Consider the following 26436-nt stretch of genomic DNA (forward strand, 5'->3'; position numbering starts at 1 on the left):
GATGATTACTTCGAACTGTAGTAATCGACTGATAACATGTCAACCATGACGGTCGAATCGGTTCCCACGGCTCCGCGCATGAAGGCGGCCGACCGCCGCGAGCTCATCCTCGAGGCCGCGACCGCGGTCTTCGGCGCGAAGACCTACGTGGGCACCACGACCGACGAGGTCGCCCGGGCCGCCGGAGTCAGCCAGCCCTACGTCGTGCGGCTCTTCGGCACGAAGGAGAAGCTCTTCATCGAGGTCATCGATCGCGCGTACGACCGCATGATCGACGTGTTCCGGGCAGCGCTACCCGGGGCGCCGGAGGCGGTCGGCGACCGCATGGGCACGGCCTACACCGAACTCCTGGTCGAGCGCGGCATGCTGCCGGTCGTCGCGAACTCCACGGCGCTCGGCGGCGAGCCCCAGATCGGCCGCGTCGCCCGCGCGGGGTTCAGCCGCATCTGGCGTTTCCTGCGTGACGAGGCGGGGTTCACGCCCGAGCAGGCTCGCGAGTTCATCGCCACCGGCATGCTGATCAACACGATCGTGGGCCTCCGGCTCACCGGCGACTACGGCGACGAGGTCTCGGCCACCGAGGTGCTGGACGCCTGCTTCCCCGACGCCGTCGAGAAGGTGCGAACTCTGCTGCCCGCCGCCGGCGAGCCCTGGTGAACACCGCGCACTGAGCGAGCGGATGCCGCGGCATCCGCTCGGTCGTCAGAGCACCTTCTGCATGTGGATCGCCGCCGTCTCGTAGCCGAGCGACTCGTAGAGGCGGATCGCGGGCGTGTTGTACCCGAACACGTTCAGGCGCAGGTTGACCGCGCCCTGCTCGCGCGCGACGTCTTCGGCGAGTTGCATGACGCGGCTGCCCAGTCCGCGACGGCGGTGCGACTCATGGATCGCCACGTCCCAGATGTACCAGTTGGCCGGGTCGCTCATCGGTCCGATCCAGAGCCAGCCGGCGTCGTCGCCGTCGGCCTCGACCGTGAAGAGCAGGTGTCCGTCGACGAGTCGCCCGTCGGGGAAGTACTGGTCCTCGGACGCACGTCGGCCGACCGCCGCCTGCTCGGCGTTCTCGCCGGCATCCCGTCTCGCCTGTTCGTACGCCGCCATCGCGACGGGCAGCCAGGCGGCGGTCTCGGCAGCGGTCTTCGGTCGGAGTCGAACGTCGTCGGTCATGCGCCCATGGTGCCATGCCGGCGGATTCAGCGGGAGGGTGGCAAGCGCCGGATCGCCGTTGCGGCGACATCGTGTGGCAGGCTTCGCCCATGACCGCCTCGCTCCGACCCCTCGACCGCGCCCGCCTGCCCGAGTGGATCGACCGAAGTGCCGCCGAGTACGCCCGTGACCTGATCGCGACGGGCCGCTCGGAGCACTGGGCGCAGCAGCATGCCGCGGAGGGGATGGCCGAGTCGTTCCCCGGCGGCGCACCGACGCCCGGTCACGAGGTCTTCGACGTCGTCGACGACTCCGGCGTCGCGGTCGGCTACCTCTGGATCGGCCCCGACACGAGCGGCGACGAGGGGTCGTGGTGGATCTGGGACGTGCTCATCGAGCCCGAGCACCGTGGCCGCGGTCTCGGTCGCGAGGCGATGCGCCTCGCCGAAGAGCACGCCAGGGCGCAGGGCGCGCACTCGATCGGCCTCAACGTCTTCGCGTTCAACGCCGCAGCCCGCGGGCTCTACGAATCGCTCGGCTACGAGACCACCTCGATGCGCATGGCCAAGCGCCTCGACTGACCGCGGCGGGCGGATGCCCCGTGGTGGGCGAAAATGGTGGGATGACGAGAACGGTGCGCGGCGCGAGGGTCCTGATCACCGGCGCGGCCGGAGGCATGGGTCGCATGTACGCCGAGCGGGCCGTGGCCGAGCACGCGGCATCCGTCACCCTCTGGGACCGCGACGCGGCCGCCCTCGCGCGCACCGTCGACGAGCTCGGCGCGATCTCGCGCGGGCGTACGCGCATCCAGTCGTTCGTCGTCGATGTCGGCGACCTCGGCGCGATCGCGAAGACCGCCCAGCGCGTGCGGCGCGAGGTCGGCAACCCCGACGTGCTCATCAACAACGCCGGCATCGTGCGCGGCAACCGCTACTTCTGGAACACCGACAACGGCGACGACACCCGAACGACGATGCAGGTGAACGCGCTCGCGCCGATGTACATCGCGCGGGAGTTCCTGCCCGGCATGATCTCGAACGCCTACCGGGCGGCCCGCATCGTGAACGTCGCGAGCGCCGCCGGCACGCTCGCGAACCCGCGCATGGCGGTGTACGCCGCGTCGAAGGCGGCCCTCATCGGGTGGAGCGACTCGCTGCGCCTCGAACTCGAGCAGTCCGACCACGGCAACGTGAAGGTGACCACGGTCACGCCGAGCTACATCGCGACCGGTATGTTCGCCGGTGTCCGCGGCCCGGCGCTCGCACCGGTGCTCGACCCCGAGTACGTCGTCGACCGCGTGTGGCGGGCGATGCTCGAGGGCCGGCCCCTGCTCGAGCTGCCGAAGAGCGTTCGCCTCTCCCGGGCACTGCGCGGCCTGCTGCCGACGCGCGTGTTCGACCGGGTCGTCGGCGACGGCTTCGGGGTCTACCGCTCGATGGAGCGGTTCACCGGGCGACGGTGACGACGGCGCCCCAGCGCTCGCGCCGCAGCCCGGGCGCCGAATCGGTCAGAACCCGTGCTCGCCCAGCCAGTCGAGCAGCACGCGCGCGAACTCCTCGGGACGCTCGACGCTCGGCAGGTGCGCCGTGTCGGCGAAGCGAACACCCGTCGCGTTCGGCAGGCGCTCGAGCAGGTGGTCGTACGCCGCGAGCACCGGGCTGACGTCGTACTCGCCCACCGTCACGAGCGCTGGCATGCGGAGGTCGCCGAGCCGCTCGTACGCCGGCGGTTCGAGCGGGAGCATGGTGCCGTCGTCGGTCGCGTGGGCGGCGTTCGGGGCGTTCAGCTCGTACGCCCGTCGCACGAACCCGGGGTCGAGCTCGGCCTCGGAGCGGAGCGGCCCCACCGCCCATACTGCTGCTTCGAGGCGCATGAGCAGTGCCGCATCGACCGCCGGGTCGATCGCCTCGACCTCGTCGAACCGTCGCTGCTCCTCGTCGGTGAGCGGCAGGTCGGGGGATCCGCCCGGCTCCGAGCCGACGGTCACGACGCCGCGCACGCGGCCGGGGGAGGCGAGGGCGGTGTCGAGCGCGATGCGCCCGCCGCGGCTCGCGCCGATCACGGTCGCCTCGGCGATGCCGAGGTGGTCGAGCACCGCGATCGCGTCGGCGTGGTTCGCGAACGGCACCGACTCGTCGTGGCGCGAGCCTCCGAATCCCCGCGGGTCGTAGCGGGCGACGAAGTGGTCTTCGGCCAGGGCGTCGATCTGTTCGTCCCACATGCGCAGCGTCGCGATGCCGGCGGGGATCAGGAGCAGGGCAGGGGCGGAGGCGCGGCCCGCCGACTCGTAGCGGAGTTCGGCACCGGGAACCGTGAGCGTTGGCATCCCCCGATGCTACGCACTGCGGTCGGCCCCGCCGTCACGGCGGGCGCTCAGTCGTCGTCGCCCTGTTCCTGCTTCTTGTCCTTCTTGTCCTTGTTGCCGTTGTTGTTGCCCGGGCCGCGGTTGTCGTTGTCGTCGTCGTCCGACGGCGTCGGCGTGGGGGTCGGCGTGACGGAATCGGCGACCTCGGCGGCTTCGAGATCGGCCTGCACGAGCGCGATCGCCTCGCGAATGTCCGCGGCCTGCTCCTCCCCGATGACGCCGGAGTCGACGGCCGCGGTCACATCGTTGTCGAGCAGGGCGAGGGCGGCGATCGCGCCGAGGTAGTCGCCGTCGGCAGCCCGTTTCGCGACCTGCACCACCGAGGAGTGGAGACCGGCGCCGACCGCATCGGGCGTCTGGCCGCAGGCGGCCAGCCCGAACACGAGCGATCCGGCGAGGAGCCCGGCGCCGACGACGGTGCGAAGTCGTACGCGCGTCATCGCGTCACCGCCTCTTCGAGCTGCTCGAGATGCACGCCGAGTTCGCCGGGCAGGGCCGGCAGCGTCTCGGTGGGTACGGGCTGCGGCCCGGTGAGGCTCGCGACCACGGGCGGCACGAGCAAGGCGATGCCGATGACGATGACGACGAGCAGCCCGACGGCGATCGCCGGTCGCACCCAGCGGCGCGAGCGGGTCGGCGCCGGCTCGAAGGCGGACGCCACCGCTCGAGACGCGACGGCCCCGTCGGCCTCCTCGGGGGCGCCGAGCACGGCCGTCGTCGCCGTCGTCGCGGTCGACGCGGCCGCGGCGGTGCGCGAGGCCGGCATCACCAGGGTCGGGGCATCGGATGCCTCGTGCAGCACGGTCGTGGCGGCATCCGCTCGGTTCGTCTCCGCCGATGCGGGCTCCGGCACGCTCGGCAGCCGGCCGGCCGCGATCGCGACGTCGAGCGCCGTCGGCCGATCGGATGCCTCGCGGGCGGTCATGCCGCGGAGCAGCTCGACCCACTCGGGGCCGAGCCCTGCCGGGATCTCGGGGTCGCCCACGAGGCGTGCCGCCGCCGCTTCGACTGCCGGACCGGGGAAGGCCAGCCGCCCGGTGCGCGCCTCGAGCAGCACGAGCCCGAGCGAGTAGATGTCGGACGAGGTGCCCGGCGCGCGGCCGCTCACCTGCTCGGGGCTGAGGTAGCCGGGGGTGCCGACGTAGGCGCCGGTGCGGGTGAGGCGCGCATCGTCGATGAGGCGGGCGATGCCGAAATCGGCGAGCTTCGCGTCCCAGCTGCGCGTGGGCAGGTGCGAGGGGGCGAGCAGCACGTTCGCCGGCTTCACGTCGCGGTGCACGATGCCGCGCGCGTGGATCACGTGCAGCGCTTCGGCGAGGTCGGCGGCGAGCCCCGCGGCATCCGCTGCACCGACCGGGCCGTGCTGCAGGGTTTTGCGCAGGTCCTGGCCGTCGACGAGCTCCATGACGAGGTATTCGCGGTCGATCGCGGCGTCGTGCGCGGCGTCGTAGAGGCGCACGAGCGCGCGATGCTCGACGCTCGCGAGCAGCGCCGTCTCGGAGCGGCGGCGTGCCGCGTCGTCGATGCCCTCGGCGGCTTCGGCGAACACCTTCACGGCGACCGAGCGGCTGAGGCTCAGGTCTTCGCCGCGATAGACGCTCGCCATGCCGCCGCGGCCGATGAGCCCGTCGAGGCGGTATCGGCTGCCGAGCGTCACGCCCGTGAAGGGGCCGTCGGCGAGGCGGTCGGGGGAGCTGGTCACGCCTTCGAGCGTATCGTCGCAGGCTGGGAGACGGACGAATCGCGCGATGCCGGACATGACCTGGGTAGGGCATGATTCGACGAATGGAGACGTGGCGATGAACACCACGAACACCGATGGACTGCGCGGGCTCGATGAGGATCCCGATCTCGACCGGTTGCTCGGTGCGGCGGCTCGCCCCAGCACCGGGCTGACACCCGAGGTGCATTCCCGGCTGGCGGCGATGGCGGAGTCGGCGATGGCGCCGGACCGGCCACCGCATCGGCGGCGGGCGGCTCTCGCGGCTGCCGTGCTGGCACCGGTGCTGCTGGTCGGGGGAGCGGGTGCGGCGTTCGCCGCGACCATGGTCGATTGGTCGCAGTTCTGGGGCACGAGCACGAGCACGACCACCGAGTGGCAGGCGTGGGCCGAGGAGCCCGATGCGATCGTCACCTACTCGTTGCCGGGCGGCGGCGCCTGCGAGCTGCGCCTCGGCGACGTCACCTACAGTCCGGACCCGGATCGCCCCGACGGCGTGGAGGCGGATCCGCGGTCGGCCGATGCGGTGCGCGACTACCTGCGGGCCGGGGACCTGTTCACCGAAGCCGATGTCGAGAACGCGATCGTCTCGGGCCGGCCCGTCGACGAGAACTTCATCGAGGAGGACGACGGCTCGAGGACCCGATTCGGGTACGGCACCGAGAACTACGACGCCGACGTCGAGTACAACATGGCCGTCAAGAGCGCGATCCAGGACCGGATGACGGAGTACGTCGAGGGTCGAGGCCTGCCGATGGTCGGCGTCGGCTGGTTGGGCCAGGAGAAGTGCACCGGGGTCGACGAGTGATCGGCCGCAGCCGGTCGCGCGACGAACGCGACTACGCGGCGCTCATGGCCGAAGCTTCCCCCGACCTGCTCGCGTACTTCGAACGCCGGGTCGGTGCCGACGGTGCCGACCTGCTCGCGGAGACGATGCTGATCGCCTGGCGCCGCAGGTCGGAGCTCCCGCGGGAGGTCGAGCCCGCCCGCATGTGGCTGTTCGGCGTCGCGCGGAACGTGCTCCGCAACGCCGCCCGAAGCGAGTTGCGGCGCGAGCGACTGGGCGGCGCCCTCCGCGAGGTGCTGACGGCCCGCCAGGTCGAGGACCCCGCGGACGTCGTCGCGATGCGGGATCTGCTCGAGCGGCTCGATCCCGACCTCGCCGAGATCGTCACCCTCGTGCACTGGGACGGCTGGTCGCTCGTCGAGATCGGCCGGCTGCTCGGCATGCCGGCGTCGACCGTGCGGGGTCGCTACCAGCGAGCGAAGGAGGAGCTCCGCGCGCAGCTCGCGGTGCGAGCGCCGCGCTGACGGGAGCGTCGGGGCGCGGGCGCGTCAGGGTGCGGGCGCCACCGGCGCCGACCCGCCCGGTCAGCAGCAGTCGTCCTGCCCGTCGTGCTCGGCCTCGCGCTCGCCCGTGAGCACCGACACCGGCACCGTGCACGCGTCGCCGCGCCAGGCCTCGATGCCCTCGCGCACCGCGAATGCGGCGATGACCAGTGCGGCCACCGAGTCGGCCCACGCCCAGCCCAGCAGGCTGTTGAGCAACAGGCCTGCGAGCAGCGCCGCCGAGAGGTAGGCGCAGATCAGCGTCTGCTTCGAGTCGGCGACGGCGGAGGCGGAGCCGAGTTCGCGGCCGGTGCGGCGTTCGAACCACGACAGCAGCGGCATGACGGCGAGGCTCACGGCGGCGAGCACGATGCCGACCGGGGAGTGCTCGGGCTCCGAGGCCCCGAGCAGGGCGCGTGCCGCGTCGATCGAGACGAACAGCGCCAGGCCGAAGAACGAGACGGCGATGAGGCGCAGGGCGACGCGCTCGCGCCGGTGCGGGTCGGGGGCGGCGAACTGCCAGGCCACGGCGGCGGCCGAGAGCACCTCGACGATCGAGTCGAGGCCGAAGCCGATGAGGGCGGCCGACGAGGCGACCGAGCCGGCGGCGAGAGCGACGATCGCCTCGATCACGTTGTACGTGATGGTCGCCGCGACGATGAGCCGGATGCGTCGCACGAGCACGGAGCGGCGCTCGGGGGAGAGGGCGGCGTCGGCGCGCCGGCCCGGCGTGCCCGGGGTGCCCGGGCCGGGCGTCAGCGGTACGGAGGTCATGCGCAGGTGCATCCCTCGCTCGAGCAGCACGCCGGGTCGACGACGAGCACGAGCCGCAGCAGGTCGCCGAACGCCGGTGCGAGGTACTCGCCGGCGAGCCGGTACGAGGTGCGCCGACCGTCGGGCACCGCCTCGACGAGCCCGCAGCCGCGCAGGCACGCGAGCTGGTTCGACATCACCTGGCGGGAGACGCCGAGCGACTCGGCGAGGTCCGACGGGTAGGCGGGCGTCTCGCGGAGCGAGAGCAGGATGCGGGCGCGGGTCTCGTCGGAGAGCGCATGCCCGAGGCGCGCGAGCGCCGCGGTGTGGGTCAGGGTCGCCGTCTCGGCCACGAGGTGCTCGGTCACGTCGGCGACGATACAGCAGATCGTGTATTCACGAAACCCTGTATCGACCGGATGGCCCGGCTCGAGCCGTTCGCGTCGCGAACCTGCAGGCCGGTGCCGCTAGAAGATCATCGGGCGATCGTCGTCGTCATCGCCGATCGCGAGGTCGACGAGCACCGGCACGTGGTCGCTCGGGGCGTCGCCCTTGCGCTCGTTGCGGTGGATCGAGGCATCCGTCACGGCCTCGGCGAATGCCGCCGACCCGAGGATGAAGTCGATGCGCAGCCCCTCGTTGCGCGGGAACTTCAGCTGCTTGTAGTCCCAGTAGGTGTAGCCCTCGGGGATGCGCGGGCGCACGACATCCGTCACGCCGGCGTTCTCGAGCGTGAAGAACGCCTGCCGCTCGGCCGGCGACACATGGGTCGTCTGCCCCTCGACGACGGCCGGGTCGCCGTTGTCTTCATCGAGCGGTGCGATGTTGAAGTCGCCCATGAGCGCGAACGGCACTTCGGGCCGAGCGGATGTCTCGGCGCGCGTGTACTCCGTGAGCGCCGCGAGCCAGTCGAGCTTGTACGTGTAGTGCGGGTCGTCGAGCGATCGGCCGTTGGGCACGTAGAGGCTCCACACCCGCACGCCGTTCACCGTCGCGCCGATCGCGCGTGCCTCCTGCGGCTGGTCGGGGCCCTCGAGCCCCTTGAGGAAGCCCGGCATGCCGGGGAAGGAGGTCTCGACCTCGCCGATCGGAGAACGGCTCGCGATCGCGACGCCGTTCCACTGGTTCAGCCCGTGGATCGCGACCTCGTAGCCGGCCTCTTCGAACGCCTCGATCGGGAACTGCTCGGGCTTGCATTTGATCTCCTGCATCGCGAGCACGTCGACGTCTTCGCGCACCATCCAATCGACGGTGCGCGCCACGCGGGCGCGGATCGAGTTGACGTTCCAGGTGGCGATGCGCATGGTCCCAGCCTATTCGGCGGCACCGACGCGATGCCGCGCCCGGGGGAGTCAGGGGCGCAGCCGCTCCCGCAACGAGGGACGACCGACACGTGGCACCACGATCCAGAACACCGCCAGCAGGATGAGGCTGATTCCGAGCGCGATGAATCCCGCGACCTGGTTCACGGCCACGTCGAAGATGAGGCTCGCGACGCCCGCCGTGAGGAACGAGACGACGACGAGCAGCGTCAGCAGGATGCGGTTGGCGATCCGCACGACCCGTTCCTTCTGGTGATGTCCGGTGAGCTCGCGGTGCAGGATCACGGGCGCGAGACCCAGCATCGTCGCCGTCGCGGCGAGGACGACGAGCACGAGGTAGAGGGCGAGCTCGTAGCGCTCGAGCTCGGCGAACGTCGGCTGGAACGCAACCGCGAGCAGGAAGCCCGTGATGATCTGCGTGCCGGCCTGCACGGCGCGAAGCTCCTGCAGGACATCGTTCCACTTGCGGTCGAGACGCTCGCCGTAGGTCTCCCGCCGGATCTCGGCGTGCTCGCCGTGGACGTCGGCAGGATCGGCGCGGGCGGGTTCCACGTCGTCGGCGGCGGCTTCGGATTCGTGCGCCATGGCCGAATTCTGGCAGCGGCGCCACGGAAGCTGCAAGGATCGAGTCAGTATCCATGGAGCGGGGGGTGGCCGTGAAGTTCAGCATCGAAGGCATCGGGGGTCTGCCCGAGATCACGAAGGGCGCCGATCTGGCCGCGCTCATCGTCGACGCGACCGATCTCGCCGACGGCGACATCCTCGTCATCACCTCGAAGATCGTCTCGAAGGCCGAGGGGCGCGTCGTGCAGGCCGCCGATCGCGAACAGGCGATCACCGACGAGACGGTGCGCGTCGTGGCGAGCCGCGTCTACGAGGGCGGCGTGACGCGCATCGTCGAGAACCGGCAGGGCATCATCGGCGCGGCGGCGGGCGTCGACGCGTCGAACGCGCCCGACGGCGAGGTGCTGCTGCTGCCGGTCGATCCGGATGCCTCGGCGCGGGCGCTGGCCACCGGCATCCGTGCACTCACGGGCGCCCGCGTCGGCGTCATCCTCTCCGACACCCTCGGCCGGCCCTGGCGCGAGGGTCAGACCGATCTCGCGATCGGTGCGGCCGGCATGCACGTCTTCGACGACCTGCGCGGGTCGACGGATGCCTCGGGCAAGCCGCTCTCGGTGACCATGCCGTGCGTGGCCGACGAGATCGCCGGCGCCGCCGAGCTCGTGAAGGGCAAGTCGTCGGGCGTGCCCGTCGCAGTCGTGCGCGGCCTCGGGCGCTTCGTGGGCGACCTCGACCTGCCGGGTGCGAGGTCGATCCAGCGCCCGGCCGAGCGCGACCTCTTCCGCGTCGGCGCCGACGAGGCGTACAACGAGGGGTACCGCGACGGCTTCGACGAGTCGCAGTCCGAGGGGTCGCTGGCCGAAGCGGAGTGAACGGCCCGCCGGCGCACGAAGCGCCGCCGACCCGCGAAGATGGAGACGTGTCAGCACACATCGGCTATGCCGCCATGCTCGAGCGGTTCCCGCCCGCAGAGGCCGTCGCGCTCAGCGCGCTCGCCGAGTCCCACGGGTTCCGCGGCGTCATGGCGAGCGACCACTTCCAGCCGTGGGTTCCCGCGCAGGGGGAGTCCTCATTCGTGTGGAGCGTGCTCGGCGCGATCGGCGAACGCACTCGCGGCGACTTCGGTCCGGGCGTGACGACGCCGGGGTATCGGATGCATCCTGCCGTCGTCGCCCAGGCGAGCGCGACGCTCGCGTCGATGCATCCGGGTCGTCACTGGCTCGGCCTCGGCTCGGGCGAGGCGCTCAACGAGCACGTCGTCGGTCCGTACTGGCCCGAGGCGCCCGACCGCATCAACCGCATGTTCGAGGCGGTCGACGTGATCAGGAAGCTCTTCGCCGGCTCGCTCGCGGGCCGCGACGTGCGCCACTCCGGCCAGCACTTCAAGCTCGAGGCCACCCGGCTCTGGACGATGCCGGCCGTCGCGCCCGAGATCCTCGTCGCGGCGTCGGGCCCCGTGACCGCCAAGCGCGCGGGGCGCACCGTCGACGGCATGATCACGACGGGTGCCCCCACTGAGAAGCTCACGGCCCTGCTCACCCGGTTCCGCGAGGGCGCGCGCGAGGTCGGCCGTGATGCCGCGCGCATGCCCAAGGTGCTGCAGCTGCACCTCTCGTGGGCGCCCACCGATGAGGAGGCGATGCGCGGCGCGCTCACCGAGTGGCCGAACGGCGGGCTGCGCATCCCGCGCGGCGACATCCGCTCGCCCTTCGAGTTCGAGCAGCTCGCCCGCACCGTGCGCCCCGAGGACTTCGCCGGCCGCATGGTCGTCTCGGCCGACCCCGACGTGCACCGCGCCGACATCCAGCGCCACCTCGACCTCGGCTTCGACCGCATCTACCTGCACAACGCGGGTCGCGACCAGGCCGCCTTCCTCGAGGTCTTCGGTCGCGACGTGCTGCCCGGGCTCCGGGCATGACGAGCGCAGCGGATGCCGCGGGGCGGGCCTCGGCCCCGACCCCCGTCTGGACCGTCGTGATCCCCGTGAAGGCGCCCGCCGGTGCGAAGACGCGGCTCGCCGCGGCTGTGGCGCCGGCCGAGCGCGAGGCCCTCGCCCGGGCGTTCGCCCTCGACACGATCGCCGCGGCACTCGCCGCTCGCACGGTCGCCCGCGTCATCGTGGTCGGCGATGACCCCTCGCTCGCCGGCGCGGCCGAGTTCCTGCCCGAACCGGCCGACGCGCTGCGGGGGCTGACCCGCGCGATCGCGTCCGGCATCGACCACGCCCGGGCGGGCGACGACGGGCCCGGGCTTCGACCCGTGGCCGTGCTGCTCGGCGACCTGCCGGCCCTCGCGCCCGAAGAACTCGACGCTGCGCTCGCGGCCGCGTCGCGGCATCCGCTCGCCTTCGTGCGCGACGCCGACGGCACCGGCACGACCCTCGCGACGGCCTCCGCGGGCGTGGGGCTCGCACCGCGGTTCGGCGCCGACTCGGCCGCACGCCATGCCGCCGCCGGGTTCGTCGAGCTCGCGGCATCCGCGGGCCTCCGGCGCGACGTCGACACGATCGACGCGCTCGCCGACGCGCTCGCCCTCGGGGTCGGGCCGCTGACGCGCCGGGCGACCGCGGGCATTCCGTTGCGCGGCGGCAGCGTCGCCCCGTAGTCGTTGTTCGCGCTGCTTCCCTGAGCCGGCTCCGTCTGTTTCGGCGCCGGGCTTCTCCGATCGTGCGAGGATCGAAGCATGACGCTCACCCTCGGATACAAGGCCTCAGCCGAGCAGTTCGCCCCGCGCGAGCTCGTGGAGATCGCGGTCGCGGCCGAAGCCAACGGCTTCGAGTCGGTGTTCACGAGCGACCACTTCCAGCCGTGGCGGCACGATGGCGGGCACGCGCCGTTCTCCCTCACCTGGATGGCCGCCGTCGGTGAGCGCACCTCGACCATCAAGATCGGCACGAGCGTCATGACGCCGACGTTCCGCTACAACCCGGCGGTGCTCGCCCAGGCGTTCGCGAGCCTCGGCTGCCTGTACCCGGGGCGCATCATCGCGGGCTTCGGCACCGGCGAGGCGCTGAACGAGATCGCCACGGGCTTCCGCGGCGCGGGCGAGCAGGACTGGCCCGAGTTCCGCGAGCGCTTCGCGCGGCTCCGCGAGTCGGTGCGCCTCATGCGCGCGCTCTGGACCGACGACGAGCAGGTGAGCTTCGAGGGCGAGTACTACTCGACCCACGACGCGTCGATCTACGACCGACCGGATGTCCCGGTGCCCGTCTACATCGCCGCCGGCGGTCCGACCGTCGCGAAGTACGCAGGGCGTGCGGGCGACGGCTTCATCTGCACCTCGGGCAAGGGCATGGAGCTCTACACCGAGCAGCTCATCCCGGCGGTCAAGGAGGGCGTCGCGGCCGGCGGCCGCTCGTACGACGCGCTCGACCGCATGATCGAGATCAAGGTCTCGTACGACACCGACGCCACGGCCGCGCTCGAGAACACGCGGTTCTGGTCGCCGCTGTCGCTCTCGGCGGAGCAGAAGCACGACATCACCGACCCAGTCGAGATGGAGCGGGCCGCCGACGCGCTGCCGATCGAGCAGATCGCCAAGCGCTGGATCGTCGGCAGCGACCCCGACGAGGTCGTCGCCGGCATCAAGCAGTACGTCGACTGGGGCTTCAACCACCTCGTCTTCCACGCGCCCGGGCACGACCAGGCACGATTCCAGGAGCTCTTCGCGCGCGACCTGGCGCCGCGCCTGCGCGCGCTCTGACGCCCACGGGCGAGGAGACCGGGCTCAGGGCGCCGGGTCGACCACCAGCCCAGTGCCGCCGCCGCGCCGAACGGGTTCGGCGACCGCCGTCATGAGCCCGTCGTCGCCGACCTCGATCGCCGCGACCGCACCGATCTCGGCAGGCGGCCCGAACGTGTGGCCGTACGGCGCGAGTTCGGCGGCGTAGGCGTCGAGGAACGCCTGCTCGGCCGAGACATTCGCGGTGTTGCGCTGCGACGCCCGCGGTGCCGCGACCGCCTCGGAGAGCGTCATGCCGAGGTCGATGCGGTTCACGAGCACCTGCGCGACGGTCGTGATGATCGTCGATCCGCCCGGTGAGCCGACCACGTAGCGCACGTCGCCGCCGTCGAGCACGATCGTGGGCGACATCGACGAGCGCGGGCGCTTGCCGGGCTCGACGGTGTTCGGGTCGGCGGGGTTCGGCACGAAGTTGAAGTCGGTGAGCTCGTTGTTCAGCAGGAATCCGCGCCCCGGCACGGTCATGCCCGAGCCGCCCGTCTGCTCGATCGTGAGCGTGTACGAGACCGCGTTGCCCCACTGGTCGACGACCGAGAGATGCGTGGTCGAGATGTTCTCGGTGTCGACGGGGTCGGCGGCGGCGGCGATCTCGCAGCCCGCCGCGTCCAGCGGCGCCGGCGCCACGGGCTTGACCGACGCGGCATCCGGATCGATCACGCAGGCGCGCGCGTCGGCGAAGTCCTGGCTCAGCAGGGTGTCGGTCGGCACGTCCACGAACGCCGGGTCGCCGACGTAGGCGTTGCGGTCGGCGAAGGCGTGGGCGGTGGCCTCGAGGTAGAGGTGCAGGGCCTGCGGCGTCGGCTCGCCCGCGAGGTCGTAGTTCTCGAGGATGTTCAGCGATTCGCCGACCGTCGTGCCGCCCGACGACGACGGCGCCATGCCGTAGACGTCGAGACCGCGGTACTCCAAGTGCGTGGGATCCTGCTCGAGCACCTCGTACTCGGCGAGGTCGTCGGCCGTCAGGTAGCCCGGGTACGCCGGCAGCGTCGCCGCGGGATCGGTCTGCGGGTCCTGCGCGATCGCGGCGATCTCGTCTGCGAGGGCGCCCTCGTAGAAGACGTCGGTGCCGTGCACCGCGATCTGTCGGAGCGTCTTCGCAAGGTCGGGGTTCCTGAAGGTCGACCCGACCACCGGCGGTGCGCCGTTCGGCAGGAACAGCTCGGCCGTGGCGGGGAACGCCGCGAATCGCGGCTGGTTGGCGGCCGTCTGCTGGGCGAACGTCTCGTCGACCCGGAACCCGCGCGTGGCGAGCAGGATCGACGGCTTCAGCATGTCGTGCAGCGACTCGGTGCCGAACCGGTCGAGCGCGGTCTCCCAGGTCGCGAGCGTGCCGGGCACGCCGACCGACAGGCCCGACGACACGGCGGCGGCGAACGGGTAGGGCTGGCCGGTGGCCGGATCGATGAACGCATCGAGCGGCATCGTCGCCGGCGCGGTCTCTCGCCCGTCGATCGTGGTGACCTCGCCGCTGGCCGCGTCGAAGTACACGAAGTACCCGCCGCCGCCGATGCCCGCGCTGTAGGGCTCGGTCACGCCGAGCGCGGAAGCCGTGGCCACGGCGGCGTCGACGGCGTTGCCGCCCTTGCGCAGCACCTCGAGGCCGACGGCGCTCGCCTCGGAGTCGACGGATGACACGGCGCCGCCGTATCCGCTCGACGTCGATGGTGCCGGCGGTGCAGGGCGGCCCGCGGCCGATGCCGGTGCGGCGACCGCGACGCCGGTGATGGCAAGGGCGGCGCCGAGCACGAGGCTCAGACCGCGGAAGGCGGAGCGATGAGTGACGTTGACCATGAGAACCCCCCGAATTGGGTACATCAGTGACGACTGCCCTCAACGTAGACCTTGCGGCGGGGCGGTGGCAATGGCGGCCGCATCGCAGGCGCGGATTCTGAGCGTTGCCCGCCGACCGGTGACGGATGACCCGGCGCGGCGTACCCTGAGACCATGAGCGTCCCGAGCGCCGGGCCGTCGCGCAAGGCGGTTCGCTGGATTCCGGCCGTCGCCGTGCCGATCGCGATCGCCGTCGGCGTCGTGGTCGTGCCGATGCAGGCGAACGCCGCAGTGGACCTGCCCGATCTCACGCCCAAGCAGCTCCTGGAGTTCGCCGCCGCGAGCGACGTCACGACGCTGTCGGGCACGATCGAGCAGACCTCCGAGCTCGGCCTGCCCGACCTGTCGGCGCTGAAGGGCGACCTCGCCGCGCCGAGCACGGGCGGCGCCGGTTCCGCGGGCGCAGGACTCGACGACCTGCTCTCGCTCATCACGACCGACCACACGGCCAAGGTCTACGTCGACGGGTCGAACGCTCGACTGCAGGTGCTCGACCGCCTCGCCGAGCGCGACGTGTACGCGTCGGCGTCGGGTGCGTGGATCTACGACTCGTCGGCGCAGGCGGCCACGCACGTCGTGCTGCCGCCCGATGCCGATCTCGATGCGCTCGCCACCGCGATGCAGGGCGAAGCGGATGCCGCGAAGGCCCGGCTCGAGGCCGAGCTCGGCGCTGCCCTCCCCACGCCCGAAGCCATGCTCGACCAGGCGCTCGCACGGCTCGGCGATTCGACCGACGTCTCGGTCGGCACCGACTCCCGGGTGGCCGGTCGCGACGCCTACGAACTCGTGCTCGAACCGGGCGACCCCGACACGCTCGTCGGCGAGGTTTCGATCGCGATCGACGGCGAGAACGGGGTGCCGCTCGCGGCATCCGTCACCGCACGCGGCGCGAGCGAACCGGCGTTCAGCGTCGCATTCACCGACATCGGCTACACGGCACCGGATGCCTCGGTGTTCGCATTCACCCCGCCCGAGGGCACCGATGTCACCGAGCAGGTGATCCCCGTGCCGACCGTCGCTGAGCTCGAGCAGTGGCAGGCCGAAGGCGCGACCGGCGCCGCGACCGACCACCCGGCCCCGCCCGTCACCGTGCACGGCGAAGGATGGTCGGCGGTCGTCGAACTCGAGCCGGCCGCGGCTCAGGGCGCACCGACGGGCGGGGCGGGCGCCGAAGCATCCGCGATGCTCGATGCCATCACGCAGCCCGTCGCGGGGGGCCGACTGCTCTCGACCTCGCTCGTGAACGTTCTCTTCACCGACGACGGCCGGGTGTTCGCCGGCGCGGTGAGCGCCGACCGGCTGGCGGCCGCCGCGAGCGAGCGCTGACGGGCGCCGGCGTGGGCGACCCCGGTGGCCTCGGCGTCTCAGCCGAGTCGGCGGATTCGGCCGGCCTCGCGATCGAGACGCATGGACTCACGAAGCGCTTCCGCTCGCAGTTGGCCGTCGACGGCCTCGACCTCGCAGTGCCGCACGGCGCCGTGTTCGGGTTCCTCGGTCCGAACGGCTCCGGCAAGACTACGACGATCCGCATGCTGCTCGGTCTCGTCGCCGCGACCGCCGGTGAGGCGCGCGTGCTCGGGGCCGGCATGCCGCGCCACGTCGACTCGGTGCTGCCGCGCGTGGGCGCGCTCGTCGAGGGGCCGGCGTTCTCGCCGTACCTCTCGGGCGCCGCGAACCTCGCCCGATTCGACGCCGCCGACCGATGGGCGCCGAGCCGCACCCGTGCCGCGCGCGTCGCAGACGCCCTCGAGCAGGTCGGCCTCGCGCACGTGGCGCAGAAGAAGGTGCACGCCTACTCGCTCGGCATGAAGCAGCGTCTCGGGTTGGCGAACGCGCTGCTGATGCCGCGCGAACTGCTCGTGCTCGACGAGCCGACGAACGGGCTCGATCCACAGGGCACCCGCGAAGTGCGCAGCCTCATCCGCTCGCTCGCCCGCGACGGCACGACGGTGTTCGTCTCGAGCCACTTGCTCGCCGAGGTCGAGCAGGTGTGCTCGCATGTCGGGGTCATGAGCGCCGGGCGACTTGTCGCTCAGGGCACGCTCGACGAGTTCCGCGATGCCGGCGAGGCGCGGGCGCTCGTGCGCACGCCCGACGCCGATGCGGCACGACGGGTGCTGCAGGGTCTCGGCATGCACGTCGACGGCTCCATCTCCGCCGGTCGAGTCGCCGACGACGGCGGCGTCTCGAGACCAGCGGATGCCTCGGCTGACGTCGTCGTCACCGCAACGCTCGAGACGACCCCGCCCGAGGCCGTCGTCGCGGCGTTGGTCGCCGACGGAGTGCGGGTGCGCGGGTTCGAGGTCGAGCGCGCGAGTCTCGAGCAGCGGTTCGTCGAGCTCACGGGGGAGGGCTTCGATGTCGTCCAGTGAGGGTGAGCGCGGGCCGGAGGGTCTCGAGACGTCGTCGTCGGCCACTCGACCGGCGGTGTCGTCGGCGACTCGATCGGCGGACGGACCCGGGCCTCAAGCCGCGCGACCGTCGAAGCTCGGCGGCATCCTCTCCCTCCTCGCCTCCGAACTGCGCACGCTCTTCCGGCGTCGTCGCACGTGGGCGATGCTCGGCGCGCTCGCGCTCATCCCGATCCTCATCGCCGTCGCCATCCGCATCGCCGGTGATTCGCCGTCGGGGCGCGGCCCGGCCTTCCTCGACCGCATCACCCAGAACGGACTCTTCGTCGGCGTCACCGCGATCATCGTCGCGATCCCGCTCTTCCTCCCGCTCACGATCGGTGTCGTCGCGGGCGACTCGATCGCCGGCGAGGCGAGCCACGGCACCCTCCGTTACCTGTTGATCGCGCCCGCCGGACGCATCCGCCTGCTCGTCGTGAAGTACCTCGCGGCGGCGGCCTTCTGCGCCGCCGCGACGCTGACCGTGGTCGTCGTGGGCACGCTCATCGGGTGGGCGCTGTTCCCGATCGGCCCGGTGACCCTGCTCTCGGGAACGGAGGTGAGCGTCGGCGAGGGGCTGCTGCGCTTCCTCATGATCGCCGCGTACGTCACGGTGTCGCTCCTCGGCCTCTCGGCGATCGGCCTGTTCCTCTCGACGCTCACGACGGTGCCGGTCGGTTCGATGGCGGCGACCGCGATCGTCGCCGTGGTCGCGCAGATCCTCGGCGCGCTGCCGCAGCTCGAGTGGTTGCATCCGTGGTTGTTCACGAGGTACTGGCTGGACTTCGCCGACCTGCTGCGCGAGCCGCCCGTGTGGGACTCCTTCGCGGACAACGCCGTGCTGCAGGCGGGCTACATCGTGGTGTTCGGGCTGCTCGCCGCGGCACGGTTCGTCACGAAGGACGTGCTCTCATGAGGCATCCGCTCGCTCAGCCCAGGCCCGCCCGGTTCACACTCGGCGGCAGCGCGCAGTAGTCGTAGTAGAAGCGCTTCGGCGCGTCGGGATCGGTGACGTCGACGATGACGGCTGCCCCGGAGTGCGGCAGCTCATCGCCCGCGAGCAGCCACAGCGAGAAGTGCCAGATGCCGCGCGCGCCGCCGTCGAGGAGGCCCCGGCCGTCGACGACGAGCACGGTGTCGTCGGATGCCCCGGGCAGGGTGCCCGCGCGGAACGGGTCGACCGTGTCGGCGCGCAGCACGGCTTCGCCGGCGCCGGCACCCACGTCGCCGACCGAGACCCGCAGCGTCGGCTGCCCGTGCTCGGCGAGCACTCCGGCCAGGTCGTCGGCGAATCGCGTGGCGACGCCGGCGCCGCCCCCGTCGACCGCGATGAGCCGGCGACCGTGCGATGCATGGTGCAGGAACTCCTCGGCGATGCCCTCGAGCAGTTCCTCGCGAGGCTGCGCCTCGTAGGCCGTTCGCGTCATCCCCTCAGGCTACGCGCGCGAGCAGGATTCATGGATCCCCAGGAGATGTCGGGTCGGATGCCGCCGGTACTTCGGTACTTCGGTACTCCTGTCGCGGTCGGGCGCCGGCGAGTCGACGGGCTGGGCATTCCGTGCCGTATGCGCTCTAAGCTCGCCGCATGGACTTCTTGGTCGCAGCATTCGGCGTGCTGGTCATCCTCGGCGGCATCAGCATCATCGGCGCACTGCGTCGGATCGCGGACGCCACCGAGGAGATCGCACAGAACACCCGAGACCGCGCAGACGTCGATGCCGACGCGCCGCAGTAGACGCTGAGTCCGGCGGGCGGTGCGTCATCTGCGGACGTCGAGCGCGCCCTCGACTGCATGCGGCGCCGCCACGCCGGAGTAGGCGATGAGCGGCCGCCCCGTCGAGGGATGAGCGAGCACCTCGGCCTCGACACCCCAGACCTCGCGGATGAGCCGCGGTTCGAGCACGTCGGCCGGGACGCCGGATGCCACCACCCGCCCGCCGTCGAGCACGATGACGTGATCGGCGTACGCGGCCGCGAGTCCGAGATCGTGCAGCGCAGCGAGCACTGTGCGCCCCGAGGCGGCGAGCGTGCGGAGCAGCTCGAGGCTCGTGAGCTGCGCGCGCACGTCGAGGTGGTTGGTCGGCTCGTCGAGCAGCAGCAGCTCGGGCTCCTGCGCGAGTGCACGGGCGAGGTTCACCCGCTGGCGCTCGCCGCCCGAGAGCGTCGCGTACTCGCGCATCGCGAGCGGTTCGAGGCCGAGCACCGCGAGCGATTCGGCGACGACGGCGTGATCGCGCTCGCCGAGGCCCGACCACGGGCCGAGGTGCGGGGTGCGACCGAGCGCGACGACCTCGTGGACTCGCAGTTCGGGGGCATCGTGCGTCTCCTGCTCGGCGAGGGCGATGCGGCGTGCCCGGTCGCGTCGGCGCAGCGCGGCGAGGTCGCTGCCGGCGAACGCGAGTGCACCGGCATCCGCTCGCTCGATGCCCGCGATGAGGTGCAGCAGGGTCGACTTGCCGGCGCCGTTCGGGCCGAGCAGTGCGCCGAGTGCGCCCGCCGGCACGGTGACGTCGACGTCGTCGACGATGAGGCGGCCGGTGCGCGAGAAGCGCACGCGGGAGAGGTCGAGTCCGTCGGTCATGAGACCCTCCTCCGCATGAGGAGCACCGCGAACACCGGGCCGCCGATGAGGGCCGTGATGATGCCGACGGGCAGCTCCCGCGGGTCGAAGAGCGTGCGCGCGGCCGTGTCGGCCCAGACCAGGAACAGCGCGCCCGCAAGTGCCGACAGGGGCAGCAACGCGCGGTGGCGCGAGCCCACGAGCAGGCGCACACCGTGCGGGAGGATCAGGCCGACGAACCCGATGGACCCGCTGACGGCGACGAGCGCTCCGGTGAGCAGCGCGGTGCCGCCGAGCAGCAGCACCCGGCTGCGGCCGACGTGCACCCCGAGCGCGGATGCCGCGGCATCACCGAACGCGAAGGCGTCGAGCGTGCGGGCGCTCGCGATGAGCGGGATGCCGATGGCGACGAGCGCCCCGCCCGCGATCGCGACCGAGACCCAGTCGGTGCCGGCGAGCGAGCCGAGCAGCCAGTTGAGGATCTCGCGGTAGCTGTCGCCGGTGGCACTCCAGAAGATGACGAGGCTCGTGACGGCGCCGAACATCGACGAGACGGCGAGTCCGGCGAGCACCGTGCGGGTGGGAGAGAGCCCGCCGCCTGGCCCGCCGGAGCCGCGACCGGCCGCGCCCGCGAGGGCGATGGTCGCAACGAGGGCGGCGAGTGCGCCGGCGAATGCCGCGAGCGGCAGCAGCAGGCCGACGCCGAGCACGATCACGATCACCGCGCCGACGGAGGCGCCCGACGAGAGGCCGAGCAGGTACGGGTCGGCGAGCGGGTTGCGCGTGAGCGCCTGCATGACCGCACCGCACAGCGCGAGTCCGGCGCCGACGGCGGCGGCCGTGAGCACCCGGGGCATCCGCAGCTCCCAGACGATGCCGTCGCGGAGCGGGCTGAGCGTCGATTCGCCGATGCCGAGGTGCGCCAGCACGCTCGCGACGACGTCGCTCGGAGCGAGTCCGGCCGGACCGATGGTGACGGCCGCGACGACGGATGCCACGAGCGCCGCGCCGAGCGCGACGGCCCAGAGCGCCGTGCGTGCGCGCCGCCGCTTCGCGGGTTGAGGAGCGAGCGCAGCGAGCGTCTCGAAACCTCCCCCGGGGGAGGTTTCGACAGGCTCAACCCGCAGAGGCTCCTCAACCCGCCGGAGCGTCATCAGCCGAGCGTCCCGAGCTGCTCGACGAGCGACGCGACCGCGCCGACGTTGCGCACGCCCGCCTCGGTGGCCGGGAAGTCGACGACGAGGTACCGCTTCGCCTGCACGGCGGGCAGTGCCGCCGTCGCGGCGTTCGACTCGAGGTGCGCGATCTTCTGCTCGGCGGTGTTCCACGGCGCGTCGACGAGCACGATGACGTCGGGGTTCGCGGCGACGATCGCCTCCCAGCCCATGGCGGTCCACGTGTCCTCGACATCGGCGGCGATGTTCTCGAGGCCGGCGGCCTGCATGATCATCTGCGGTGCGCCGATGCCGGCGCCGACGTACGGCGTCTCGTCGCCCGAGCTGTACCAGAGGGCCGTGAGGCCGTCGGCGTTCGGCTCGATCGCGTCGAGCTCGGCCTGCTGCTTCGCGACGAGTTCGGCCGCGGCATCCGGAACACCGAAGATGTCGCCAGCCTCCTCGAACTCGCGGAAGACCTCGTCGAAGGTGAGCGGGTTCGGCATGTAGCCCTCGCCCTTGCACGCCGCGGGGGCGACATACGTCGCAACGCCGAGCTTCTCGAGCGTCGCGCGGTCGCCGGCGCCCTCGGACGAGAGGTTCGACTCCCATCCGGCGAAGACGAGGTCGGGCTCCGCGGCGAGCGTCGCCTCCTGCGACGGCACCTTGTCGGAGAGCACCTCGATGCCCGACGCCGCGTCGGCGTATGCCTCGGGCACCGGCCCGTCGCTGAACGCCGAGCCGATGACGCGGTCTTCGAGGCCGAGGGCGAGCAGCAGCTCGAGGGTCGACGACTTGATCGTGACGACCTGCTCGGGCGCCGACTCGAACGTCACCTCGGTGCCGCAGTTGTCGATCGTGAGCGGGAATCCCGACGCCGCGGCGTCGTCGGCACCAGCGGATTCGGCCGGGCCGGCCGTACTGCCGCTCGCGCATCCGGCGAGGAGCAGGAGGGCGGCGACGGGCGCGGCGATGAAGAGGGGACGGAACATGGGCATCAGGCCTCCGGGTGGCGTGCGAGTAGGGCACCGACAAGGTCGGGGACTCGCAGCCCAATGCCGGGCCGCACACGCCGATCAGATCCAGACCAGCGGGTCGGCCACCATCCTAGACCGCGAGGTCGAGCGCCGCACCGGCGAGATCGGCCGAGGTGTCGAGGTCGCGCATCCAGAGGGGCACGGATGCCGCGGTGAGCCCGATCGCTGCGAGCGGCGCAAGCGCCGCGGCATCCGCTTCATCGACGAGCCAGCCGTCGAGCAGGCCGCCCGCCGACCGTGCGCCGTAGTGCCGGCCGACCCCCTCGGCGCTCGTCTCGACGCCGATGACGGGCAGGCAGGCGTCGGCCATGCCGCGCACGACCTTGCCGCCGATGATCGGCGAGACGCCGACGACGGGCGCCGAGGTCTCGGCGAGCGCCTCGCGGATGCCGGCCACCGAGAGGATCGTGCCGATCGAGACGACCGGGTTCGAGGGCGCGATGAGCACGACGTCGGCTCCGGCGATCGCCTCGACGACGCCGGGCGCCGGGCGTGCCGCCTCGATGTTCCGCTGTCGGAACGCGATCGCGGGCAGGGTGGCGCGGTAGCGCGTCCACCACTCCTGGAAGTGCATCTCGCGCTCGCCGTCGAGCTTGTCGGGGTCGGCGACGAGCACGTCGGTGTCGACCTCGGTGTCGGTCGCGGGAATCAGGTGCACGCCGAGCGGCCAGCGCTGCTGAAGGCGGTGCGTCACCTCCGACGGCGTCGCACCCTCGCGGAGCCAGGCCGTGCGCGCGAGGTGGGTGCCGAGGTCGAGGTCGCCGAGGGTGAACCACGGCCAGCCGACGCCCCACTCGCGGAGCTCGGCGGCGACGCGCTCGGTCTCGCCCGCCCGGCCCCAGCCGCGCTCGGTGTCGTTGACGCCCGCGAGCGAGTAGAGCAGCGAGTCGAAGTCGGGCATGAGGCGCACGCCCGCGAGCCAGATGTCGTCGCCGGTGTTGACGATCACGGTGACGGATGCCTCGGTGCCCCCGTTGCCGTCTGGCCAGCGCCGCGCGCACTCCTCGCGCACGCCGCGCACGAAGCGCGAGCCTCCGACTCCGCCCGCGAGCACCGTGATCTGCACCGTTCAACCCTACGGCCGTGTGCGAGCCCGATCCCGACTCGCACACGACTCGTGGGAGCTGCGAGGCGTCACGCCGCGGCGTCGGCCGCGAACACCGGGATCTCGTCGATCGAGCGGTAGACCGGGATGCCCCTGGCCTCCGCGATGCGCACGTCCTGATCGGCGCCGTGCGAGGCGCCCTCGAGGCGCAGCACGGCGTCGCAGTGCTGCAGCAGGCGGTGCGCGGTCGTGTACATGACGTCGCCCTCGACGGGGCCCGCGCCGGTCGGCATGCTTCCATCGGATGCGCCGGGGCCCGACGCATCCGTCGAGGCCACGCGCAGGATCGGCAGCGCGACCCATTCGCCGATCATCGGCACGTGGCCGCGTTCGTAGATCGGCCAGGAGGCCGCTTCGAGGCGTTCGAGGTTGCGGGCGATGCGGGCGGGGTCGCCGTCGGTGCCCGAGCGGTAGGGGCCGGCGATGAGGATGAGCAGTGGTTTCGACATGTCGGTCACCATAACGTGCAAGAATGTGTAGAAACAAGGAGGAACGTGCATGCTGACCGCGCAACGTCGTGAACTGCTGCTCGAACGACTGCACCGCGACGGCCGCATCGTGGCCGCCGATGCCGCGGCCGACCTGGGCATCTCCGAGGACACCATCCGCCGCGACCTCCGCGAACTCGCGGCGGCGGGCCTCTGCCAGCGCGTGTACGGGGGAGCGCTGCCGGCGTCGCCGGCCACGTCGCCGTACGACGAGCGCACCCGCATCGAGCCCGAGAGCAAGCACCGCATCGCCGTGGCCGCCGCCGCCCTCATCGAGCCGGGCGCGACCGTGCTGCTCGACGGCGGCACGAGCACGCTCGCCCTGGTCGGCGCACTGCCGCGTTCGCTGCACGCGACCGTCATCACGCACAGCCCGACCATCGCCGTGGCGCTCGCCGAGCACGAGCACATCGAGCTGCAGCTCATCGGCGGCCGGGTCTACCGGCACTCGATGGTCACGTGCGGCGCGATCGCCGTCGAGGCCTTGCGCGAGGTGAGTGCCGACCTGTTCTTCCTCGGCGTCACCGGCGTGCACGCCGAGGCGGGCCTCACCACCGGCGATTCGGAGGAGGCGGCGATGAAGCGCGCGCTCGCGCGATCGGCGGCCGAGACCTACGTGCTCGCGAGCACCGAGAAGATCGGCGCGGCCTCGACCTACCGGGTGATGTCGCTCGACGAGGTGGCGGGCGTGGTGACCGACGCCGACGCGGCCTCGCCGGCGATGCGCGAACTCGACCGGGCCGGGGTGCGGTTCGTCTCCGCACGCTGATCGTACGCCGACCGCACGCCCGAGCCGCAGAGGGCTGGCGGTCATCGCCCTCCGGGTACACGATGGGACGGACAGCACCGCACCGGCGCGGGAGGCCACATGAACTCGGCATCGACCCCCACCCACCGGACCGTCGCCCTCGTGGGCGCCGCAGGCTCCGGCAAGACGAGCCTGCTCGAAGCGCTGCTGCTGCGGGCCGGCGCGATCCCGAGGGCGGGCAGCGTCGAGCAGGGCACCACGACCGGCGACCACGAGCCCGAGGAGATCGCGAGAGGCATGACCCTCGGGCTCTCGCTCGCCCATCTGGGCTGGGCCGCGCCCGACGGCGTCGAGCACACCATGACGCTCGCCGACGCACCGGGGCATCCCGATTTCGTCGGCGGCCTCGACACGGCGCTGGCGGTGGCGGATGCCGCGTTGCTGACCGTGAGCGCGGTCGACGGCGTGACCGCAGGCACGCGCTTCGCGGCGGCCGCCGCACAGGCGGCCGGGGCGCCGCTCATCGTCGTCATCACGCAGGAGGACAAGGCTCGGGCCGACTTCCGCCGGGTGCTGGGGGAGCTCCGCGAGCTGTTCGGCGACCGCCTCGTGGCGCTCGAGCTCCCGCTCGGCGAGGAGCACGACTTCACCGCACTCGCCGACGTGTTGAGCGAGCAGGCCCTCGTCTACGACGGCTCGGGCCATCATCGCGACGAACCGCTGCCCGCTGCGGTCGAACCCGAGGAGCACCGGCTGCACGTCGAGGTCACCGAGGAGATCGTGTCGCACGACGACGAGCAGCTCGAGGCGTACCTCGACGGGCGCGAGCCCGCGGCATCCGACCTCGAACGCACGCTCGCACGCGAGGTCGCGGCGGGCCGGGCGATCCCGGTGGTCGTGTGCTCGGCGCTCACCGGCGCCGGCGTCGACCGGGTCGCCGACCTCGTGTGCGCGCTTGCGCCGTCGGCGCTCGACCACGACAGCCGCATCGTGATGGGCGGCACCGAGGTCGCCGTGGCGCCGAACCCCGACGGCGACACGGTGCTGCACGTCTTCCGCACCGTGGCCGACCCGTTCGTCGGGCAGGTGTCGATGTTCAAGGTGCTTTCGGGCGTCGTGCACCCGAGCGATCGGCTGGTCAATGCCACGACCGGCGCCGACGAGCGCCTGCACGGGCTCTTCCGCCTGCGCGGGGCGGAGCACCTGCCCGCCGATGCGCTGCGGGCCGGCGAGGTCGGCGCGGTGGCGAAGCTCACCGGTTCGCCGACCGGCACCCTGCTCTGGACTCGCGGGAGCGGCAGCGCCGAGCCCGCGCCGCTGCCGCATCGCGAGCCGGTGTTCGCGCTGAGCCTCACCCCGGTCACGCAGTCCGACGACGAGAAGCTCATGACCTCCCTCGGTCGCATCGTCGCCGAGGATCCGACGCTCGTGATCGACCGCACGGGCGGGCACGCGATCCTCCGCGGCCTCGGCGACACGCACCTCGACGTCGCCGTCGAGCGGCTCGCGCGCGTCTTCGGCGTGCACGTCACGACCGCGCCGGCGCCGATCGCGTACCGCGAGACCATCGCGGGCCGGGCGGAGGTCGAGGGGCGGCTCAAGAAGCAGTCGGGCGGGCACGGCCAGTTCGCCGTCGTGCAGTTGCGGGTCTCGCCGCTGCCGCTCGGCGGCGGGTTCGAGTTCGTCGACTCGGTCGTCGGCGGCGCCGTGCCGCGCTCCTACATCCCGGCCGTCGAGAAGGGCGCGCGCGACGCCCTCGCGGCAGGAGGGCCGCAGGGGCATCCGGTCGTCGACGTGCGCGTCGAACTGGTCGACGGCAAGTCGCACTCGGTCGACTCGTCGGACATGGCGTTCCGCACGGCGGCCTCGATCGGGGCGAAGGCGGCGCTCGCCGAGGCGGGCACGGTGCTGCTCGAGCCTGTGTCGCTCGTGACCGTCACGGTGCCGAGCGACCTGCAGGGCACGGTGCTCACCGATCTCTCGGGCCGCCGCGGGCGGGTCAGCGCCACCGAGGTCGTCGGCGACGGCCGCGCCCGCATCGTGGCCAACGTGCCCGAGGCCGAACTCGGCCGCTACGTGCTCGACCTGCGTTCGATCACGGGGGGCCGGGCCGAGCTGTCGATGAGCGCCGATCACTACGCGAAGGTGCCGAGCAGCGCCAAGGGGTGACGGGTGGCTCACGCA

At 72.3% G+C, this 26436-nt stretch carries 30 protein-coding genes; 15 read left to right on the forward strand and 15 right to left on the reverse strand.

Annotated features, from left to right (window positions below; translation table 11 throughout):
* The first annotated feature begins 45 nt into the window (after nt 1-45).
* On the forward strand, nt 46-657 hold the full coding sequence (locus BUR99_RS06405) for a TetR/AcrR family transcriptional regulator (protein WP_074259579.1): 612 nt from the start codon (nt 46-48) through the stop codon (nt 655-657).
* 45 nt (nt 658-702) lie between these two features.
* Here the strand turns inward: BUR99_RS06405 and BUR99_RS06410 are convergent, their stop codons facing one another.
* Nucleotides 703-1167, reverse strand: a complete 465-nt coding sequence (locus BUR99_RS06410) for a GNAT family N-acetyltransferase (RefSeq protein ID WP_074259580.1) — start codon at nt 1165-1167, stop codon at nt 703-705.
* Nucleotides 1168-1256: 89 nt separating this feature from the next.
* Between BUR99_RS06410 and BUR99_RS06415 the strand changes: the two genes are divergently transcribed.
* Nucleotides 1257-1727: a GNAT family N-acetyltransferase gene (locus BUR99_RS06415; protein ID WP_074259581.1), complete on the forward strand. Its 471-nt coding sequence runs from the start codon at nt 1257-1259 to the stop codon at nt 1725-1727.
* A gap of 41 nt (nt 1728-1768) precedes the next feature.
* Entirely contained in the window at nt 1769-2608 is an 840-nt protein-coding gene (locus tag BUR99_RS06420) for an SDR family oxidoreductase (RefSeq protein WP_074259582.1), read from the forward strand.
* Between the two features lie 45 nt (nt 2609-2653).
* Here BUR99_RS06420 and BUR99_RS06425 read toward each other — a convergent pair whose 3' ends face one another.
* The 3 genes from BUR99_RS06425 to BUR99_RS06435 are packed head-to-tail and all read right to left on the reverse strand — an operon-like array spanning nt 2654 to nt 5213.
* Complete coding sequence (locus BUR99_RS06425) at nt 2654-3472, reverse strand: alpha/beta fold hydrolase (RefSeq protein WP_074259583.1); 819 nt, start codon at nt 3470-3472, stop codon at nt 2654-2656.
* Nucleotides 3473-3519: 47 nt separating this feature from the next.
* Entirely contained in the window at nt 3520-3951 is a 432-nt protein-coding gene (locus tag BUR99_RS06430) for a hypothetical protein (protein ID WP_074259584.1), read from the reverse strand.
* Nucleotides 3948-5213, reverse strand: coding sequence for a serine/threonine-protein kinase (locus BUR99_RS06435; RefSeq protein WP_159440957.1), 1266 nt, complete (start codon nt 5211-5213; stop codon nt 3948-3950). Before BUR99_RS06435 ends, BUR99_RS06430 begins: the two co-directional genes overlap by 4 nt.
* A gap of 97 nt (nt 5214-5310) precedes the next feature.
* Here BUR99_RS06435 and BUR99_RS06440 point away from each other — a divergent pair, with 97 nt between their 5' ends.
* The gene (locus tag BUR99_RS06440) at nt 5311-6039 is read left to right on the forward strand and encodes a hypothetical protein (RefSeq protein ID WP_074259585.1); all 729 of its coding nucleotides are present in this window, start codon (nt 5311-5313) and stop codon (nt 6037-6039) included.
* Between the two features lie 44 nt (nt 6040-6083).
* Nucleotides 6084-6542: an RNA polymerase sigma factor gene (locus BUR99_RS06445; RefSeq protein ID WP_074260240.1), complete on the forward strand. Its 459-nt coding sequence runs from the start codon at nt 6084-6086 to the stop codon at nt 6540-6542.
* A gap of 60 nt (nt 6543-6602) precedes the next feature.
* Here the strand turns inward: BUR99_RS06445 and BUR99_RS06450 are convergent, their stop codons facing one another.
* The 4 genes from BUR99_RS06450 to BUR99_RS06465 form a co-directional block, all read right to left on the reverse strand.
* Complete coding sequence (locus BUR99_RS06450; RefSeq protein WP_084183892.1) at nt 6603-7334, reverse strand: cation efflux transmembrane domain-containing protein; 732 nt, start codon at nt 7332-7334, stop codon at nt 6603-6605.
* Complete coding sequence (locus BUR99_RS06455) at nt 7331-7681, reverse strand: ArsR/SmtB family transcription factor (RefSeq protein WP_074259586.1); 351 nt, start codon at nt 7679-7681, stop codon at nt 7331-7333. Before BUR99_RS06455 ends, BUR99_RS06450 begins: the two co-directional genes overlap by 4 nt.
* 99 nt (nt 7682-7780) lie before the next feature.
* A complete protein-coding gene (locus BUR99_RS06460; RefSeq protein ID WP_074259587.1) occupies nt 7781-8617 on the reverse strand; it encodes an exodeoxyribonuclease III in 837 nt (278 codons plus the stop codon).
* Nucleotides 8618-8665: 48 nt separating this feature from the next.
* A complete protein-coding gene (locus BUR99_RS06465) occupies nt 8666-9220 on the reverse strand; it encodes a DUF6328 family protein (protein WP_084183733.1) in 555 nt (184 codons plus the stop codon).
* A 53-nt stretch (nt 9221-9273) separates the two neighbouring features.
* Between BUR99_RS06465 and cofE the strand changes: the two genes are divergently transcribed.
* The 4 genes from cofE to fgd all read left to right on the forward strand — a co-directional run bounded on the left by cofE (nt 9274) and on the right by fgd (nt 12901).
* Nucleotides 9274-10071, forward strand: a complete 798-nt coding sequence (cofE, locus tag BUR99_RS06470; RefSeq protein WP_074259588.1) for a coenzyme F420-0:L-glutamate ligase — start codon at nt 9274-9276, stop codon at nt 10069-10071.
* A 47-nt stretch (nt 10072-10118) separates the two neighbouring features.
* Entirely contained in the window at nt 10119-11117 is a 999-nt protein-coding gene (locus BUR99_RS06475; protein ID WP_268755070.1) for a TIGR03557 family F420-dependent LLM class oxidoreductase, read from the forward strand.
* Nucleotides 11114-11803 carry a 2-phospho-L-lactate guanylyltransferase gene (gene cofC, locus BUR99_RS06480; protein WP_074259589.1) on the forward strand — a complete coding sequence of 230 codons (690 nt, stop codon included), beginning with the start codon at nt 11114-11116 and terminating at the stop codon, nt 11801-11803. Before BUR99_RS06475 ends, cofC begins: the two co-directional genes overlap by 4 nt.
* Nucleotides 11804-11881: 78 nt before the next feature.
* Entirely contained in the window at nt 11882-12901 is a 1020-nt protein-coding gene (fgd, locus tag BUR99_RS06485; protein WP_074259590.1) for a glucose-6-phosphate dehydrogenase (coenzyme-F420), read from the forward strand.
* Between the two features lie 24 nt (nt 12902-12925).
* On the opposite strand, the gene ggt is transcribed toward fgd, so the two are convergent.
* Nucleotides 12926-14731: a gamma-glutamyltransferase gene (gene ggt, locus BUR99_RS06490; RefSeq protein WP_074259591.1), complete on the reverse strand. Its 1806-nt coding sequence runs from the start codon at nt 14729-14731 to the stop codon at nt 12926-12928.
* A gap of 153 nt (nt 14732-14884) precedes the next feature.
* Here ggt and BUR99_RS19895 point away from each other — a divergent pair, with 153 nt between their 5' ends.
* The 3 genes from BUR99_RS19895 to BUR99_RS06505 are packed head-to-tail and all read left to right on the forward strand — an operon-like array spanning nt 14885 to nt 18076.
* Nucleotides 14885-16096 carry a LolA family protein gene (locus BUR99_RS19895; protein WP_074259592.1) on the forward strand — a complete coding sequence of 404 codons (1212 nt, stop codon included), beginning with the start codon at nt 14885-14887 and terminating at the stop codon, nt 16094-16096.
* An 11-nt stretch (nt 16097-16107) separates the two neighbouring features.
* Nucleotides 16108-17142, forward strand: coding sequence for an ABC transporter ATP-binding protein (locus tag BUR99_RS06500; protein ID WP_074259593.1), 1035 nt, complete (start codon nt 16108-16110; stop codon nt 17140-17142).
* A complete protein-coding gene (locus tag BUR99_RS06505) occupies nt 17129-18076 on the forward strand; it encodes an ABC transporter permease (RefSeq protein WP_084183737.1) in 948 nt (315 codons plus the stop codon). The genes BUR99_RS06500 and BUR99_RS06505 overlap by 14 nt, the downstream gene beginning before the upstream one ends.
* Before the next feature lie 13 nt (nt 18077-18089).
* On the opposite strand, the gene BUR99_RS06510 is transcribed toward BUR99_RS06505, so the two are convergent.
* Complete coding sequence (locus BUR99_RS06510) at nt 18090-18587, reverse strand: nucleoside/nucleotide kinase family protein (RefSeq protein ID WP_074259594.1); 498 nt, start codon at nt 18585-18587, stop codon at nt 18090-18092.
* 158 nt (nt 18588-18745) lie between these two features.
* Here BUR99_RS06510 and BUR99_RS20220 point away from each other — a divergent pair, with 158 nt between their 5' ends.
* A complete protein-coding gene (locus BUR99_RS20220; RefSeq protein WP_159440958.1) occupies nt 18746-18895 on the forward strand; it encodes a hypothetical protein in 150 nt (49 codons plus the stop codon).
* Nucleotides 18896-18919: 24 nt separating this feature from the next.
* Here the strand turns inward: BUR99_RS20220 and BUR99_RS06515 are convergent, their stop codons facing one another.
* The 5 genes from BUR99_RS06515 to BUR99_RS06535 form a co-directional block, all read right to left on the reverse strand.
* Nucleotides 18920-19741 carry an ATP-binding cassette domain-containing protein gene (locus tag BUR99_RS06515; RefSeq protein WP_074259595.1) on the reverse strand — a complete coding sequence of 274 codons (822 nt, stop codon included), beginning with the start codon at nt 19739-19741 and terminating at the stop codon, nt 18920-18922.
* Nucleotides 19738-20874, reverse strand: a complete 1137-nt coding sequence (locus BUR99_RS06520) for a putative F420-0 ABC transporter permease subunit (RefSeq protein ID WP_084183739.1) — start codon at nt 20872-20874, stop codon at nt 19738-19740. Before BUR99_RS06520 ends, BUR99_RS06515 begins: the two co-directional genes overlap by 4 nt.
* A complete protein-coding gene (locus BUR99_RS06525; RefSeq protein ID WP_074259596.1) occupies nt 20874-21872 on the reverse strand; it encodes a putative F420-0 ABC transporter substrate-binding protein in 999 nt (332 codons plus the stop codon). The genes BUR99_RS06520 and BUR99_RS06525 overlap by 1 nt, the downstream gene beginning before the upstream one ends.
* 109 nt (nt 21873-21981) lie before the next feature.
* Nucleotides 21982-22977 carry a 2-phospho-L-lactate transferase gene (gene cofD, locus BUR99_RS06530; RefSeq protein WP_074259597.1) on the reverse strand — a complete coding sequence of 332 codons (996 nt, stop codon included), beginning with the start codon at nt 22975-22977 and terminating at the stop codon, nt 21982-21984.
* 68 nt (nt 22978-23045) lie between these two features.
* Entirely contained in the window at nt 23046-23465 is a 420-nt protein-coding gene (locus BUR99_RS06535; RefSeq protein ID WP_084183893.1) for a DUF4406 domain-containing protein, read from the reverse strand.
* 49 nt (nt 23466-23514) lie between these two features.
* Between BUR99_RS06535 and BUR99_RS06540 the strand changes: the two genes are divergently transcribed.
* Complete coding sequence (locus BUR99_RS06540) at nt 23515-24273, forward strand: DeoR/GlpR family DNA-binding transcription regulator (protein ID WP_074259599.1); 759 nt, start codon at nt 23515-23517, stop codon at nt 24271-24273.
* A gap of 99 nt (nt 24274-24372) precedes the next feature.
* Nucleotides 24373-26421, forward strand: a complete 2049-nt coding sequence (locus BUR99_RS06545) for an elongation factor G (protein ID WP_074259600.1) — start codon at nt 24373-24375, stop codon at nt 26419-26421.
* Nucleotides 26422-26436: the final 15 nt, after the last annotated feature.

Source organism: Agromyces cerinus subsp. cerinus (genome assembly GCF_900142065.1).
Taxonomy (GTDB): Bacteria; Actinomycetota; Actinomycetes; order Actinomycetales; family Microbacteriaceae; genus Agromyces; species Agromyces cerinus.